Raw genomic sequence first — 12,956 nt, forward strand, 5'->3', positions numbered from 1 at the left:
CCTACCTCCCCAACCGCGCGAGAATGGGGTCTGTGAAGTCGTCTGAACCGGGAAGGTTGCCCGGCATGTGTCCGTGGAAGTCTGAGTCGCCGTATTTGCGGATGGAAAGGCGCACATCTTCCACCATCTGGCCGCAGTTATGCTCTATGGTGAGGAACTTTTTGCCCTGACGGGCAAGATCTTCCAGCACGGCGGCGGGGAAGGGGTAGAGCGTGAGCGGGCGCACAAGGCCGACCTTGTGGCCTTCTGCCCGCAGCCTGCGGATGGAGGATTTGACGATGCGACCGATGGAGCCGTAGGCCACCACCACCAGTTCCGCGTCGTCGCAGGCGAACACATCTGCACGGGCTTCTGCCTGCATGGCGGTGTACTTTTCCTGCAGGCGTATGTTCTGGCCCGCCAGTGCGCCCTCTTCCAGAAACAGGGATTTGAGCAGGCGTTTTTCGCGGCCCCTGGCCCCTGAGAGGCACCAGTCTTCCGCGCCGTAGTTGTTGATGGTTTCCGGCACCCACGGCGTGACGGGTTCCTTCATCTGGCCCACAATGGCATCACCCAGCACCAGAACCGGGTTGCGGTATTTGAAGGCCAGATCAAAGGCTTCTATCATCATGTCGTAGGCTTCCTGACAGGTGCCGGGAGCCAGCACGAGGGTGCGGTAGTCGCCGTGACCGCCGCCGCGCGTGGACTGGAAATAGTCGCCCTGCGAGGTGCCGATGTCGCCGAGGCCGGGACCGCCGCGGTTGATGTTCACGATCACGGCGGGCAGGTCGGAACCGGCAAGATAGGAGATGGCCTCCTGCATGAGCGAGATGCCCGGCGAGGAAGAGGTGGTCATGGCGCGCGCACCGCCCGCCGCCGCGCCCAGCAGCATGTTTGCGGAGGCTACCTCTGACTCGGCCTGCACGAACTGGCCACCCACGGCGGGAAGCTCTGTGGAAAGAAATTCCGGGATGTCGTTCTGGGGGGTGATGGGATAGCCGAAGTAGCAGGTAAGCCCTGCCGCCAGCGCGCCGCGGGCGATGGCTTCGTTGCCCTTGATGAAGATGCGTTTTGTCTGAGTTGCGGACATGTTACTTCTTCTCCTTCTTCTCGCGGTAGACGGTTATCGCAAGATCAGGGCATATGAGCGCGCACGAGGCGCAGCCCGTACACTTTTCCATGTCCTCGGCCTTGACCTCTGCCACCTTGTAGCCCTGCTTGTTGAAGCGGGAAGACTGGCAGATGATCTCCACAGGGCATACGGTCGTACAGAGAAGGCAGCCTTTGCACCTCTCATCGCGAAATTCTACCCGTGCCATTCATAACACCTCTAGGTTAAGGATGTCGCCTTGCCCGGCAGGAAGAAAAGGCCGCCCGGCGGCGTACGCGGGCCGCACGCCTGCTCTGGGAAGCACGCTGCGGCCGGAACGTTTCCGTGACACGGGAGCATTGCCCGCGCACGGCACAAAAAAAACGGTTACCCCCCGCCACGCCCTTGCGGGACCTCCATGCGGGGTGCCCGCCATGTCAGGCCGATTCCCTCTGCTACAGAATGAGCATGGAATCGCCGTAGCTGAACACCCGAAAACCGCTGCCTATGGCCTCTGCGTACGCCTGAAGCATGCGTTCGCGCCCGGCAAGGGCGCTGACCATCATGAGCAGGGACGATTCCGGCAGATGGAAGTTGGTTATCACGTGGTCCGTCACCTTAAACGTAAATCCGGGATAAATAAAGATGTCGGTCCACCCGGAAAACGGGCCTATGGTGCCGGTCTGGGCGAACGCGCCTTCCAGCACGCGGGTGGAGGTGGTGCCCACCGTGACCACGGGGCGGCCTTCCGCCTTGGCTGTGCGGATGGCGAGTGCCGTTTCCGGTGAAATTTCCATGTATTCGCGGTGCATGACATGCTGGCGGATATCTGCGCTGCGCACGGGGCTGAAGGTACCGTAGCCCACGTAAAGCGTGACCTCTGCCCAGCCGAAGCCCTGCCGGGCAAGGTCTGCCCGCTGGGCATCGGTGAAGTGCAGGCCTGCGGTGGGTGCGGCAACGGACCCCAGCCGTTCTTCTCTGGCGTAGACGGTCTGGTAGCGTTCGCGGTCTTCTGCGCTGTCCGGTGTGTCGGGTGTGTCGGGTGAGCCGGGGTTACCTGCCGGGCGCTTGATGTAGGGCGGCAGCGGCAGGTGGCCCTGCGCCAGAAAGAGCGCCTTGAGGTCGCCGCGCCAGAAGAGGCGCACGGCGCAGCGGCCGAATTCGCCGGGGGCGGTTACCACCAGCCGCAGGTTTGGCCCGAAGGTGACCTGTTCGCCGGGTTTGACCCGCTTGGACATGCGCAGCAGGCCTTCTGCGGGTGCGCTGTGCCAGCCGTGGGCATGGGGGGCCTTGTCCGGCATATTTTGGGCAGGCACAGCCTGTTCCGCGGCAGCCTGCTCCGTTACAAAGGGCAGGGGCGTGAGCAGGAGAAATTCCACCCTGCCGCCCGAAGGACGGGTGCCGTACAGCCGTGCGGGCAGCACCTTGGAGTTGTTTGCCACAAGCAGCGCGCCGGTAGGGAGCCAGTCCGCAAGGTCTGCGAAACGGGAACAGGTGTTCCGCCCGGTTGTGCGGTCCACCACGAACAGGCGGGAGGCACCGCGGCGGTCTGCGGGGTGCTGGGCGATCTGTTCTTCCGGCAGGGGGTAAGTGTAGGCCTGCAGCCGGAAGTCTGCCGGTATGTGCGCGTCCGTCATATGTGTGTCCGTCATATCTGCTTCTGGCATATGTGCATCGGGCATGTGCGTGGCGGGTGCGGTATCCGTTACAGCCGTGGTATCCCTGATGTCTCCGCTATTCGCGATATTGCGGGGGGGCGGGGTGCGCGGAGCGGATGCGGCGGACAAGGTGACCGTGGAAGCGGTGGAAGCCGTGGAATCTGGGGAAGCCGTGGTCGCCGGGGCGTCCGAGCAAGCCGCCGTCGTCGCCGGGGAGCCAGTGGAATCGGTGGGCTTTGGGGCTTTTCCGAAAATCGCTGTTGTATCGGTGGTATGCGGGCTCATGGAACTCGTATGTGGGTAGTGCGCCGTGGTGGCGCGGTCATGTGTAAGGGTGCTGTGCGGCTTTACGTAATGCAAGTGGAACCATAGAGCATTCTTCGGACAGGAAAAATTGCAGTTTACGCCGCAATCCGTTATGGGAGGATAGCGATGTTGCTGTGCCGCGGGTAAGCCCGTGCGTACACCCTATTCGTTCAAGACTCAATCCCCAAGGAGTTACGAATGCGAACCAGACTGATTTTGCTGTTCATGATGCTGTGCGTTGCCCTTGCCGGGTGCTCCGGCTCGGCTGCCTCGCGCAGCGCAGGCGCAGACCCCGTGGAAGGAACCAGTTCCACGTCCAACCAGTACCGCTATGTGGACTATGACGACATCTCCATTCCCACGCAGATGACCTACAGGGCCAATGATTCGTTTTTCATCGGCACCGGGTCGGACAAGCTGGGACTGATGTTCTTTACCGGGCGTGTGGAGTTCCGCTCTCTTGCCAACACGTTGATCGTCAATATGTCCAATGACGGCTGGACGCTGAACTTCAACTTTGTTTCCTCGCCGCGCAGCGTGCTCATCTTCAGCAAGGCCAACCGGTTCTGCGTTATGAAGATAACCGACGGCACCACCCGCACGGAGCTTTCTGTGGACGTGTATCCCATCAACGGGCAGGAGCGGGTGATGCGGCCCGTTGTCGCGCCGCCCGCGCAGAACAGCGGCGGGTTTTTTAACAGCGCGCCCCCGTCTTCATCGGGCGATTCCGCCCCTCTGCGGGAACAAGGACTGAGCCAGTAGTGCTTACTCATCTTGCGTTCAAGGGCTATCTGGGACGGCGTATGCACCTTGGTGTGTGCGGGTCCATTGCCGCGTACAAGGCGCTGGATCTGGTGCGCATGTTCCGCGACACGGGCGCGGACGTGGGTGCCACGCTGACCGATGCCGCCCGGAAGTTTGTGACCCCCCTGAGCTTTGAGGCTCTGGGGGCGTCACCCGTTCATGGGGCCATGTTCCCGGCGGAAGACGGGGGGAGCGAGCACGTGTTCGGGCATCTTATGCCGGGAGAATCGTGCCACGCCTTTCTCATCGCCCCGGCAACGGCGTCCACGCTGGCGCGGCTGGCGTGCGGGCTGGCGGACGACATGCTCTCGTGTCAGGCACTGGCGTTTCCCGCGCCGCTGGTCATTGCGCCTGCCATGAACCCGCGCATGTGGCACAACGCCGCCACGCAGGAAAACTGGGCGCGGCTGAAGGCGCGCGGGCACGTGTGCATTGAGCCGGGCTGCGGGCGCACCGCCTGCATGGAAGAGGGACAGGGGCGGCTTGCGGACCTGAACGAGATATATCTGTACGGGCTGCGCGCCATGACCCCGCAGGATCTTGCGGGAAAGAGGGTGATGATAACCCTTGGCCCCACGCGGGAGAAGTGGGACGGGGTGCGTTTCTGGTCCAATCCCTCCACGGGTACCATGGGAGCGTGTTTTGCCGTGGCCGCGTGGCTGCGCGGGGCAACGGTGCACGCGGTGGCCGGTCCCGGCGTGCCGTGGCTGCCTGCCATGGTGCAGCGGCATGATGTGGCCTCTGCCCGTCAGATGTTCGAGGCGGCGGAAGGGTTGTGGCCCGCCATGGACATAGGTGTGTTTACGGCGGCTGTGGCCGATTACAGCCCCGTGCCCTACGGTGATGAGAAGTTCAAGAAGGGCGGGGCGGAAGAACTGGTGGTGCGGTTTACCCCCACCACGGATATTCTGAAGACGCTGGGCGCGGCCAAGGGCGCGCATCAGCGCATTGTGGGCTTTGCGGCGGAAACGAGCGCCATGCCGGAGAACGCGCGCAAGAAGCTGCGCGCCAAGAACGCGGACATGGTGGTGGGCAATATTGTGGGCAGGCCCGATTCCGGTTTTCAGTCGCCCACCAATGAGGTATTTGTCACCGACCGCAACGGGCGGCAGGAAGAATGGCCTGTGCAGCCCAAAACCGAGGTGGCGTGGAGAGTGCTGGATTGGCTGTTGCAACTGTGATGCTGCGCGAGTCGCTGCGACCGTGGTTTAATGCGGGGCTTGAGTTTGTGCTGGACGAGCACGGACTCTTTGCTGCTGCCCGTGCTCAGGCTGCCGCAGGGCAGGGCCCGGTGCTACCTGCAACGTCTCCAGTTGCGTCTCCTGCTCCGTACCCTGGTGCGCATGCGGGACAGCAAACCGGATCGCAGCCGGGATCGCCGGGATCGCAAGAAAAACCGCAACCTGTTGCAGCACGGGGCGCACAGCCCAAGGGGGCGTCCAATGTTACGCCCACCGGACAGGCTGGCGCGCAGGCGGGAGCGCGGCGGCAGCCGCCTTCTTCCGTGCGGCCCCCGGCGCAGGATGGCCCGGCCATACATCCCACCGCCGTGCCCCCGGAGGAATGGCCCGCCCAATGGCAGCAGATATGGGGCAAGGTGCGCGTGCCCAGCCCTGTGGTGTGGACTTACTGGAGCCTTGGCGAAGACCTGTGCGGCACGGCCAACCCGGAGCGGGGCGCGTTGCTGCGCCGGATAATAGGCGCACTGCAACTGCCTGCCGGGTCCAGCGTGTTCTGGCCCGTGGCGTTGCCTGAACGTTCCTCTGGCACCCCTGACACGCCCAATACCCCTGGCACGCCAAATACGCAGGGGGCTGCGGAGGCATCCGGCGCTGCGGGAACGGGGACACCCGCCGGAGTCACTCCCGTGCGGGAAGGAACCCTTGCGGCCACGCCGGAACTGATTGCCGCCCCGGAAATATTCCTTGCCGGGCTGCGCCGCATTCGCCCGCGCTACTGCATTACCTTTGGTTCACGGGCGCTGAAATCCTTTGCCCCTGCAACCGGACTTGCCCCCTATACCTTTACACAATTTTTGGGGCACAGGCTGCTTGCCCTGCCGGATATTGACATTCTGCTCAAGAATCCGGCCCCGCTGCCCGCCGTTACCGCGTTTTTACGCGAAGCGGTGAAGCTGCGGGCGTAGGTGCCCGCGTTACGCCCTGCCCGACTCGGAGTTTGAAATGTGTACCGAGCTGAAGAAAAGCGCGCAGAAGGTGCAGCAGGTGCTGGACAGCTTTGGCCTTGCGCTGCAGGTGAAGGAATTTTCCGCATCCACCCGCACCTCGCAGGAGGCGGCGGACGCCATAGGCTGCCAGGTGGGGCAGATTGCCAAATCACTGGTATTCCGGGGCAAGGAGAGCGGCAGGCCCATTCTGGTAATAGCCAGCGGTGCCAACCGTGTGGATGAAAAGGCCGTGCGGGCGCACATAGGGGAAAAGCCGGACAAGGCCGATGCCGCCTTTGTGCTGGAGCATACGGGGTATGCCATCGGGGGGATTCCGCCTGTGGGTCATGCCGGGGAGATGGTGACCGTGGTGGATGAGGACCTGCTGCAGTATGACGAGATATGGGCCGCAGCAGGAACCCCCAATGCCGTGTTCCGCCTGACGCCGCAGATGCTGCTGGAAATGACCAAGGGGACAGTGCTGGCTGTGCGGAAGTAGTGTCTGCCAGTGGGGTTGCTGTCGGACGAGTTGTCGGGTGACCTGACGGTAGGGCTTGGGAAAGAAGAGTATTACAGCCGGTTCGGATTGTTCCGGCGTATGAACAGCTTCGGGCCGCACGGCAATGCCGTGCGGCCCGTTATGCGTATGGTGCGCTGAGAATATGGCCGGAGTACAGGTTAGCCGTGGGGGTGGTCGTGCCCGTTGCCGCTACTGTGGGCATGGGCTTCGTCCGCATTGTGCGATTCGTGGCTGTGGCTATGCTGGTGTTCGTGGTCTGTATCATGGTAGTGCGAATGGTCGTGCCCGTGCCGGTGCTCATGACTGTGCATATGCGTATGCTCATGGCTGTGCCGGGTGCCGTCTGCATGGGTGTGTTCGTGCACATGGGAGTGCTCATGCTCGTGGGCATGTGCGTGGTCTTCTGCCGCGCCGTGGGGGTGAACGTGGCTGTGTACGCGGAATTCACCCTTGGTTCCGCATCCGCAATTGGTGCACATGGGTGCCTCCTTCTGTTGTGTCTGCCGGTATTTGCCGGTACTTGGCGGTAAATATCGTGAGTGGTTGTATTCTGCTGTACGCGTGTCTGGGGCTGCCGGTTGCCGCTTCCGGCATGGGCGGCGGCGCAAACTACCCGCCATGCCCATGCCCGGAATGGGGCAGAAAAAGTGACCGGACGTGCGCCCGCTCTCCATATTCATAAGCATAGGCGTTGCGTGCAAACAGTCAATTCCGCACGCAAAAGTATTCCGTGCTGATACCGTGGCATGACGTGGTGGTGCGTGTTACCGGGGAAGCGGAGACGGGCAGGGAATATGTGCCGTCAGGCGTGTTGTCAGGGAGTATGCGCGGCCACGCATATACTTCCATCGCTTTTGGGAGGTGCGCAGGTTGGCCCGGAAAAGGGTTCCCGTTGCCGGGAAGGCAGGTATAACGCTGTGTTAAAGGTGAAAGCAGGCCGCAGTCTGTCGTCTGTTGTCTGGCATCAGGTTCCGCTTTTGCCGCCCGTTTCCACTTGATTCTACCCGGTTCCACCATTGCCATCCGTTATCTGGTGTCGTGCGCACCGTATGCCCCACGAAGGGATGCTGCCCCACGAAGGGTGGTACCGTACGAAGGGTACTGCCAGACGAAGGGGGCAGCCGGATGAGGTTAACCGGGCGGAGAGGCATCAATCGTTGTCTGCCACCTTGCCGCGCGTGCGCTTGATGCCGCTGCGGCGTTTTTTGGAATCCACGCGGCGGACCTTGGAGGCAAGGGTGGGGCGGGTGGGTTTGCGTGGAATGCGCGGCTTGAGCGCCCGCTGCAGCAGGGAGATGAGACGTGCAAGGGCCTCCCGCCGGTTGGCGTGCTGGCTGCGTTGCGTTTCGCACGAAACCGCAACAATGCCTTCCTTGTCGGCATATCCGGAAAGTTTTTCCAGTATTTTAGCGCGTTGCCATTCGTTGAGCGAAGGGGAGGCTGCTGCGTTGAAGCGGACCGTAATGCGGGAGCTTGTGGTGTTTACATGCTGCCCGCCGGGCCCGGAGGCACGCGAGGCGGTATAGGTGAATTCTTCTTCCGGTATGGTCAGGTCCGGAAGAATGATGATGGGTTCCATATGCTGATTCCTCTGTCATGCCGCAGGCAACACGATACCGGGCGACGTTTTTCGGGTCGCCTGCGGTGCGCCTGCTCCATTAATTTGCTCTATCAATCGGGCACGTCAAAATGGCGCATCTAATGGGCGTTTCAATCTGCCCGATCAGTATCGCTGATCAGTAAGGCTGCCTGCTATGCCTGCCCCAAGACACTCTGCCGACAGGCTGCCCCAAGACAGTCTGTTAAAGACCGCGTTGCCGGGCGCGTGCAGCCTCTGCCTGCCGTGCAGGTGACACAGGCAACACACAGAGGGCAGTGGGGCAGGGCGCATTGCCGCTACGCAGCAGAGTGCTTTCTTGCAGGTGCTGTTACGGATTATCCTGCACGGCCTTGTTGATGAGGCGTTGCAGGGCCGACTGGGTGTCGGAGTCTATGTCCAGAAAACGCAGGCCGATGACGTAGCTGCCGCCGGAACGGTCTACCCACGCCACCTCTGCGATGGCGTTCAGGTGCTGGTCCACATCATTTTCATAATGCTTGTAGAAGCCGCCGGAGTATTTGTTCAGGGTGGGTATGTGCACCCGCACCTGCACCTTGGCTCCCTGCTCGAAGAGATAGGGCGACTCCAGGCACAGCCCGCCGGTGCTTATGTCCACGCAGGTGGTGTCCACTCTTGGCTGCGAGGCCATGGGAAACTTGAATTCAAAGGCCTGTACGGAAAACGGCTTGGGGAGCCGGATAAAATCACGTCGATCATCGGTGGTCAAGCGTGTCATTGCTGCTCCTCGGTACGTCGGATGGTTGCAAAGGGCAGGACCGGTTGCCTGCGGCGTTCTTTGTCGTGCCGGTTCTGCCGATAAGGTCATTTGGGCTACGTGGGCCACGCAGGCCACGCAGGTCCTTCAGGCCGCTCAGGCCAGCCATGTCGGCCCGTCTGCCGGTCTGAAGGAGAGTATGGCAGGAACGGTGGCTGACGGGCCCGTTTCGCATGCAGCATACCAAAGGGGGCGGGCTTCTGACAACCGCCGGGTTGTTTCGGGCAGGAGAAGAGTTGCGTTGCCGTGCAGTGAAAGGAGGAAGCCACAGCCGCAGGTGGCTGACACAGGCGGGCTGCGGAGCGTATGGCGATGGCGGCAGGAGGCGAAGAAAGAAAATCAGGCATGTAAGTGACCATTGACTTATAGGCGGGGAGGACTATATCTGCATTCGCGGCGCGTGAAACAGCGCGCGTCCTTTCTGCGTTCTGCCGCGTTAACACCGTGCGGCGGACGCCTTCATACTCCAACGGAACCGCTACAGACAGGAGAACGCACATGAAGATTGCCATTCCCTCCCGGCAGGGCCTTGTGGACGAACACTTCGGGCACTGCGAGGCATTCACCATTCTGACGCTGGACGAAACCAGACAAATTGTGAAAGAAGAATTTCTCACGCCGCCTCCCGGTTGCGGCTGCAAGTCTAACATTGTGCCCGTTCTTGCCGACCTGGGCGTAAAGGTGCTGCTTGCAGGCAACATGGGGCAGGGGGCTGTTAACAAGCTTGAGGAATCGGGTATTGCCGTCTTCCGTGGCGCAAGCGGCACGGTGCGTACCGTGGCCGAGCAGTGGATTGCCGGCACCCTGACAACCAATAACGAAATATGCGCGGCACACCACGGACACGAGGGGTGCGGCAACCATTAACAGGATACATGCATGAGTAACTGCCCCTGCGGCTCCGGCCAGACACTGGAAACCTGCTGCGGTCCCCTTATACGGGAAGGAAAACCCGCAACCTCGGCTGTGGCGCTGATGCGCTCGCGCTATACGGCGCATGTGCTGGGAGAGTATCAATACCTGAATACCTCCATGTATGCGCCGGAACGGTCGGAAGATTCCATTGAGGACATTAAGGAATGGTCTTCCAAGCTGGAGTGGAAGGGGTTGGATATTCTTTCCACCTCGGGCGGCAACGAGAACGATACGGAAGGCGAGGTGGAGTTTGTGGCCCACTACGCCCTTTCCGGTGTTCCGCAGCAGCTGCATGAGCATAGCACCTTCCGCAAGGAAGGCGAACGCTGGCTCTATGTGGACGGCAAGGTGCGCGGGCACGAGACCTACCGGCGCGAAGCCCCCAAGGTGGGACGGAACGAACCGTGCCCGTGCGGCTCGGGCAAGAAATTCAAGAAGTGCTGCGGCTAGTACGGGCAGGGGCATTGCAGGCCGTATACGACCGATAGGAGCGTATACGTTCTGACGAATCTAGGCGCGGGCCGCGAACCGGCCCGGGACAGGATTGCGGCTGCCCGCCAAAGCACCCCGTGCGCATGAACAAGGCCCCCCGGAACCGTGCCTTTGGCCGGACGGGGGGCCTGTCCCGTCCTGATATCCCGATGTTCTGATGTCCCGCAGGACGCGTGCGCGTGGATCGGTATGTGTCGGCACGTGTCGGTACGTGCCGGGGCGTGACAGGCGCACACGAAACAGGCTACACACCCATACCATGAGTAAAGGCACCCCCAGCAAGGCCATCCGCCGCTTCTGTCTCGCCTGTCAGGGCGCGTCGGTCCAGCGTGTTACCGCGTGCGAGGACTGCGACTGCGTGCTCTACCCCTATCGTTCCGGAGAGGACACCCCGGAGGCGCAGACGCCCCCTGTGCGGGTCATACGCCGTTTTTGCCTGATCTGCTGCGGCAACACGTACGGTGAGGCAAGGGCGGAGGTGCGGGGCTGCGCTGCGCGCGAATCGTGCGCGCTGTGGTCTTTTCGCTTCGGCTGTACGCCGCAGGTATGGCACCGTATGCGGCTGCGCCGCACCGCTCCGCAACCGTTGCTGCTGCCGGGGTTCAGGAAGAAATAGGGACGCCGCGCCGCCTTTGTTCCGCCTGTCGCGCGGGCGGTCATTCCGGCGGCTGTGATGCACGTCACAGCACGGCGGGCTGCCCCGTGCTACACCAGCCCTGCACGTACAACACAAGGCTGGGCATCACTTTGCAATATTTCAGAAAAATGTGCGGCTGCGGCTGCAACCCCTGCACCATAAGCCTTACGGAAACCCTGTGGTCCTTTTTGGGCGCGCTGCTGGGCATGGGGGCGGTGGGTTATGTACAGTATGTCATGCTGGCGGGTACGGACGGGGTGCTGCTCATAGGCTCGTTCGGCGCGTCTGCCGTGCTGCTGTTCGGTGTGCCCAATGCGCCACTCTCGCAGCCGCGCAACCTTGTGGGCGGGCATGTGCTCTCTGCGCTGGTGGGGGTGTTTTTTGCCGCGCACGTGCCCCTGCCGTGGCTTGCGGCGGCGCTGGCGGTGGCAACGGCCATTGCGGTTATGCATCTCACCGCCACCCTGCATCCGCCCGGAGGCGCCACGGCCCTTATTGCGGTTATCGGCAGCGGCGATATTCATGCTCTGGGCTATGCCTACGCGCTGATGCCCGCGCTCAGCGGGGCACTTATCCTGCTGGTGGCGGCGCTGCTGGTGAACAATATTCCGGCCACGCGCAGGTATCCGCAATACTGGAACTAGCGGGCGGCAGGCGGTGTACGACCTGTTCTGTGTGGTTTTGCCTGCTCATTTTCGGGCGCATTGCGTATGGCTTGCCCCCGTCGGCCCGGTTGCGTGGAAACAGGCGCTACGCGGTTCTGTGCGGGGTCTGCCCGGCTTTGGTTCTGTGCGGTCCTGCCCAGTCCTGTAGGCTCTGTACGGGCAAATTACATTTGAATGATCGGGCGATTCGGATTACACCCCTTGCCGTAGGTGCGGTTTTACGCACGCGGCAGCACCGCAGGCCAAGGCAGGACGGCAGCGCCGTATCCGCCGCACTGCGGCAGTGCCGCATCCGATACCGAATCCGCACCGTAACCGGTTAAGCAAAGGAGACTTTCATGCGCGGAATGAACGATATGCTGCGTCAGGCGCAGCAGATGCAGCGCAAGATGACGGAATTGCAGGATCAGCTCGGCACCCGCACCGTGGAGGCCACCAGCGGAGGCGGCATGGTGGCCGTGGTGTGCAACGGCAAGCAGGACATTCTGTCCATAAAGATTGACCCCGCCGCCGTGGACCCCAGCGATGTGGACATGTTGCAGGATCTGGTGCTGACCGCCATCAACGAAGCCATTCGGCAGTCCAAGGCCATGGTGGAGAAAGAGATGGGGGCCATTACCGGCGGGATGAAGATTCCCGGCCTGTTCTAGCCGGTTCCCGGAAGACAGTACGTGCAAAGACTGCCCGAACCGCTCAAGCTTCTTGTGGAGCAACTTTCCCGGCTGCCGGGGCTTGGTCCCAAGTCTGCCCTGCGGCTGGCCATGACCCTGCTCAAATGGCCGGAGAACAATACCCGCAGCCTTGGCAAGGCCATTTACGAACTGCGCGACAAGCTGCACCTGTGCTCGCTGTGCGGGTCGCTGACCGATGTTGACCCCTGCGCCATCTGCACCGATACGGGACGCAGCCGGGATACCCTGTGCCTTGTCTCGGAATGGGATTCGCTGCTGGCGCTGGAAGACGGCGGATTTTACAAGGGACAGTACATGATTCTGGGCGGGCTTATTGCCCCGCTGGACAATGTGACTCCCGAGCAGCTTGAACTGAACAGGTTACAACGCCGTCTTGCCGAAGGCGAGATAACCGAGCTTATCTTTGCGCTGGGCACCACCATGGAGGCGGAAAACACCGCCGCCTACGTGAAGCAGCTTGTGGCGGCACGGTTTCCGCACATCCGCGTGACCCGCCTTGCACAGGGGATTCCCCTGGGTTCGGAGGTGAAGTTTGTGGACAAGGAAACCCTGCGCCAGTCGCTCAACTACAGGCAGGATGTGTAAGCGCAGCTTCCCCGCAAGGAATGTTCAACCTCCGGTACACCAGTGTGTGCCGGGGGTTTGAAGTATGAAGG

The 12,956-nt window shown here is 62.0% G+C and carries 17 protein-coding genes; 11 read left to right on the plus strand and 6 right to left on the minus strand.

Annotated elements, in window-relative coordinates; translation table 11 throughout:
• Position 1: 1 nt before the first annotated feature.
• The 3 genes from HUV26_RS16120 to queA form a co-directional block, all read right to left on the minus strand.
• Complete coding sequence (locus HUV26_RS16120) at positions 2-1,069, minus strand: 3-methyl-2-oxobutanoate dehydrogenase subunit VorB (protein WP_174411165.1); 1,068 nt, start codon at positions 1,067-1,069, stop codon at positions 2-4.
• 1 nt (position 1,070) lies between these two features.
• Entirely contained in the window at positions 1,071-1,298 is a 228-nt protein-coding gene (locus tag HUV26_RS16125; RefSeq protein WP_174411166.1) for a 4Fe-4S dicluster domain-containing protein, read from the minus strand.
• Positions 1,299-1,524: 226 nt separating this feature from the next.
• Positions 1,525-2,706: a tRNA preQ1(34) S-adenosylmethionine ribosyltransferase-isomerase QueA gene (gene queA / locus HUV26_RS16130; RefSeq protein WP_174411256.1), complete on the minus strand. Its 1,182-nt coding sequence runs from the start codon at positions 2,704-2,706 to the stop codon at positions 1,525-1,527.
• Between the two features lie 88 nt (positions 2,707-2,794).
• Between queA and HUV26_RS16135 the strand changes: the two genes are divergently transcribed.
• The 5 genes from HUV26_RS16135 to HUV26_RS16155 all read left to right on the plus strand — a co-directional run bounded on the left by HUV26_RS16135 (position 2,795) and on the right by HUV26_RS16155 (position 6,503).
• Positions 2,795-3,031: a hypothetical protein gene (locus tag HUV26_RS16135; RefSeq protein WP_174411167.1), complete on the plus strand. Its 237-nt coding sequence runs from the start codon at positions 2,795-2,797 to the stop codon at positions 3,029-3,031.
• A gap of 200 nt (positions 3,032-3,231) precedes the next feature.
• Positions 3,232-3,795, plus strand: coding sequence for a hypothetical protein (locus tag HUV26_RS16140; protein WP_174411168.1), 564 nt, complete (start codon positions 3,232-3,234; stop codon positions 3,793-3,795).
• Complete coding sequence (gene coaBC / locus HUV26_RS16145) at positions 3,795-5,018, plus strand: bifunctional phosphopantothenoylcysteine decarboxylase/phosphopantothenate--cysteine ligase CoaBC (protein WP_174411169.1); 1,224 nt, start codon at positions 3,795-3,797, stop codon at positions 5,016-5,018. The genes HUV26_RS16140 and coaBC overlap by 1 nt, the downstream gene beginning before the upstream one ends.
• Positions 5,000-5,983 (plus strand): hypothetical protein, encoded by a 984-nt coding sequence (locus HUV26_RS16150; RefSeq protein WP_174411170.1) that lies wholly within the window; start codon positions 5,000-5,002, stop codon positions 5,981-5,983. Before coaBC ends, HUV26_RS16150 begins: the two co-directional genes overlap by 19 nt.
• 37 nt (positions 5,984-6,020) lie before the next feature.
• The gene (locus HUV26_RS16155) at positions 6,021-6,503 is read left to right on the plus strand and encodes a YbaK/EbsC family protein (protein ID WP_174411171.1); all 483 of its coding nucleotides are present in this window, start codon (positions 6,021-6,023) and stop codon (positions 6,501-6,503) included.
• 179 nt (positions 6,504-6,682) lie between these two features.
• Here HUV26_RS16155 and HUV26_RS16160 read toward each other — a convergent pair whose 3' ends face one another.
• From HUV26_RS16160 to HUV26_RS16170, 3 genes are all read right to left on the minus strand, one after another.
• Positions 6,683-7,003, minus strand: a complete 321-nt coding sequence (locus HUV26_RS16160; protein WP_174411172.1) for a hypothetical protein — start codon at positions 7,001-7,003, stop codon at positions 6,683-6,685.
• A gap of 671 nt (positions 7,004-7,674) precedes the next feature.
• Positions 7,675-8,103 (minus strand): alternative ribosome rescue aminoacyl-tRNA hydrolase ArfB, encoded by a 429-nt coding sequence (gene arfB, locus HUV26_RS16165; RefSeq protein WP_174411173.1) that lies wholly within the window; start codon positions 8,101-8,103, stop codon positions 7,675-7,677.
• Between the two features lie 349 nt (positions 8,104-8,452).
• Positions 8,453-8,860 (minus strand): PilZ domain-containing protein, encoded by a 408-nt coding sequence (locus tag HUV26_RS16170; RefSeq protein ID WP_174411174.1) that lies wholly within the window; start codon positions 8,858-8,860, stop codon positions 8,453-8,455.
• Positions 8,861-9,397: 537 nt separating this feature from the next.
• Between HUV26_RS16170 and HUV26_RS16175 the strand changes: the two genes are divergently transcribed.
• The 6 genes from HUV26_RS16175 (at position 9,398) to recR (ending at position 12,885) form a co-directional block, all read left to right on the plus strand.
• Entirely contained in the window at positions 9,398-9,766 is a 369-nt protein-coding gene (locus tag HUV26_RS16175; protein ID WP_174411175.1) for a NifB/NifX family molybdenum-iron cluster-binding protein, read from the plus strand.
• A gap of 12 nt (positions 9,767-9,778) precedes the next feature.
• Positions 9,779-10,264, plus strand: a complete 486-nt coding sequence (locus HUV26_RS16180) for a YchJ family protein (RefSeq protein ID WP_174411176.1) — start codon at positions 9,779-9,781, stop codon at positions 10,262-10,264.
• Positions 10,265-10,565: 301 nt separating this feature from the next.
• On the plus strand, positions 10,566-10,922 hold the full coding sequence (locus HUV26_RS16185) for a hypothetical protein (protein WP_174411177.1): 357 nt from the start codon (positions 10,566-10,568) through the stop codon (positions 10,920-10,922).
• Between the two features lie 131 nt (positions 10,923-11,053).
• Positions 11,054-11,587, plus strand: coding sequence for an HPP family protein (locus tag HUV26_RS16190; protein WP_243451432.1), 534 nt, complete (start codon positions 11,054-11,056; stop codon positions 11,585-11,587).
• Between the two features lie 359 nt (positions 11,588-11,946).
• Positions 11,947-12,258: a YbaB/EbfC family nucleoid-associated protein gene (locus tag HUV26_RS16195; protein WP_174411178.1), complete on the plus strand. Its 312-nt coding sequence runs from the start codon at positions 11,947-11,949 to the stop codon at positions 12,256-12,258.
• 21 nt (positions 12,259-12,279) lie between these two features.
• Positions 12,280-12,885: a recombination mediator RecR gene (gene recR / locus HUV26_RS16200; protein WP_174411179.1), complete on the plus strand. Its 606-nt coding sequence runs from the start codon at positions 12,280-12,282 to the stop codon at positions 12,883-12,885.
• Positions 12,886-12,956: the final 71 nt, after the last annotated feature.

The organism is Desulfovibrio psychrotolerans, assembly GCF_013340305.1.
Lineage (GTDB): Bacteria > Desulfobacterota > Desulfovibrionia > Desulfovibrionales > Desulfovibrionaceae > Halodesulfovibrio > Halodesulfovibrio psychrotolerans.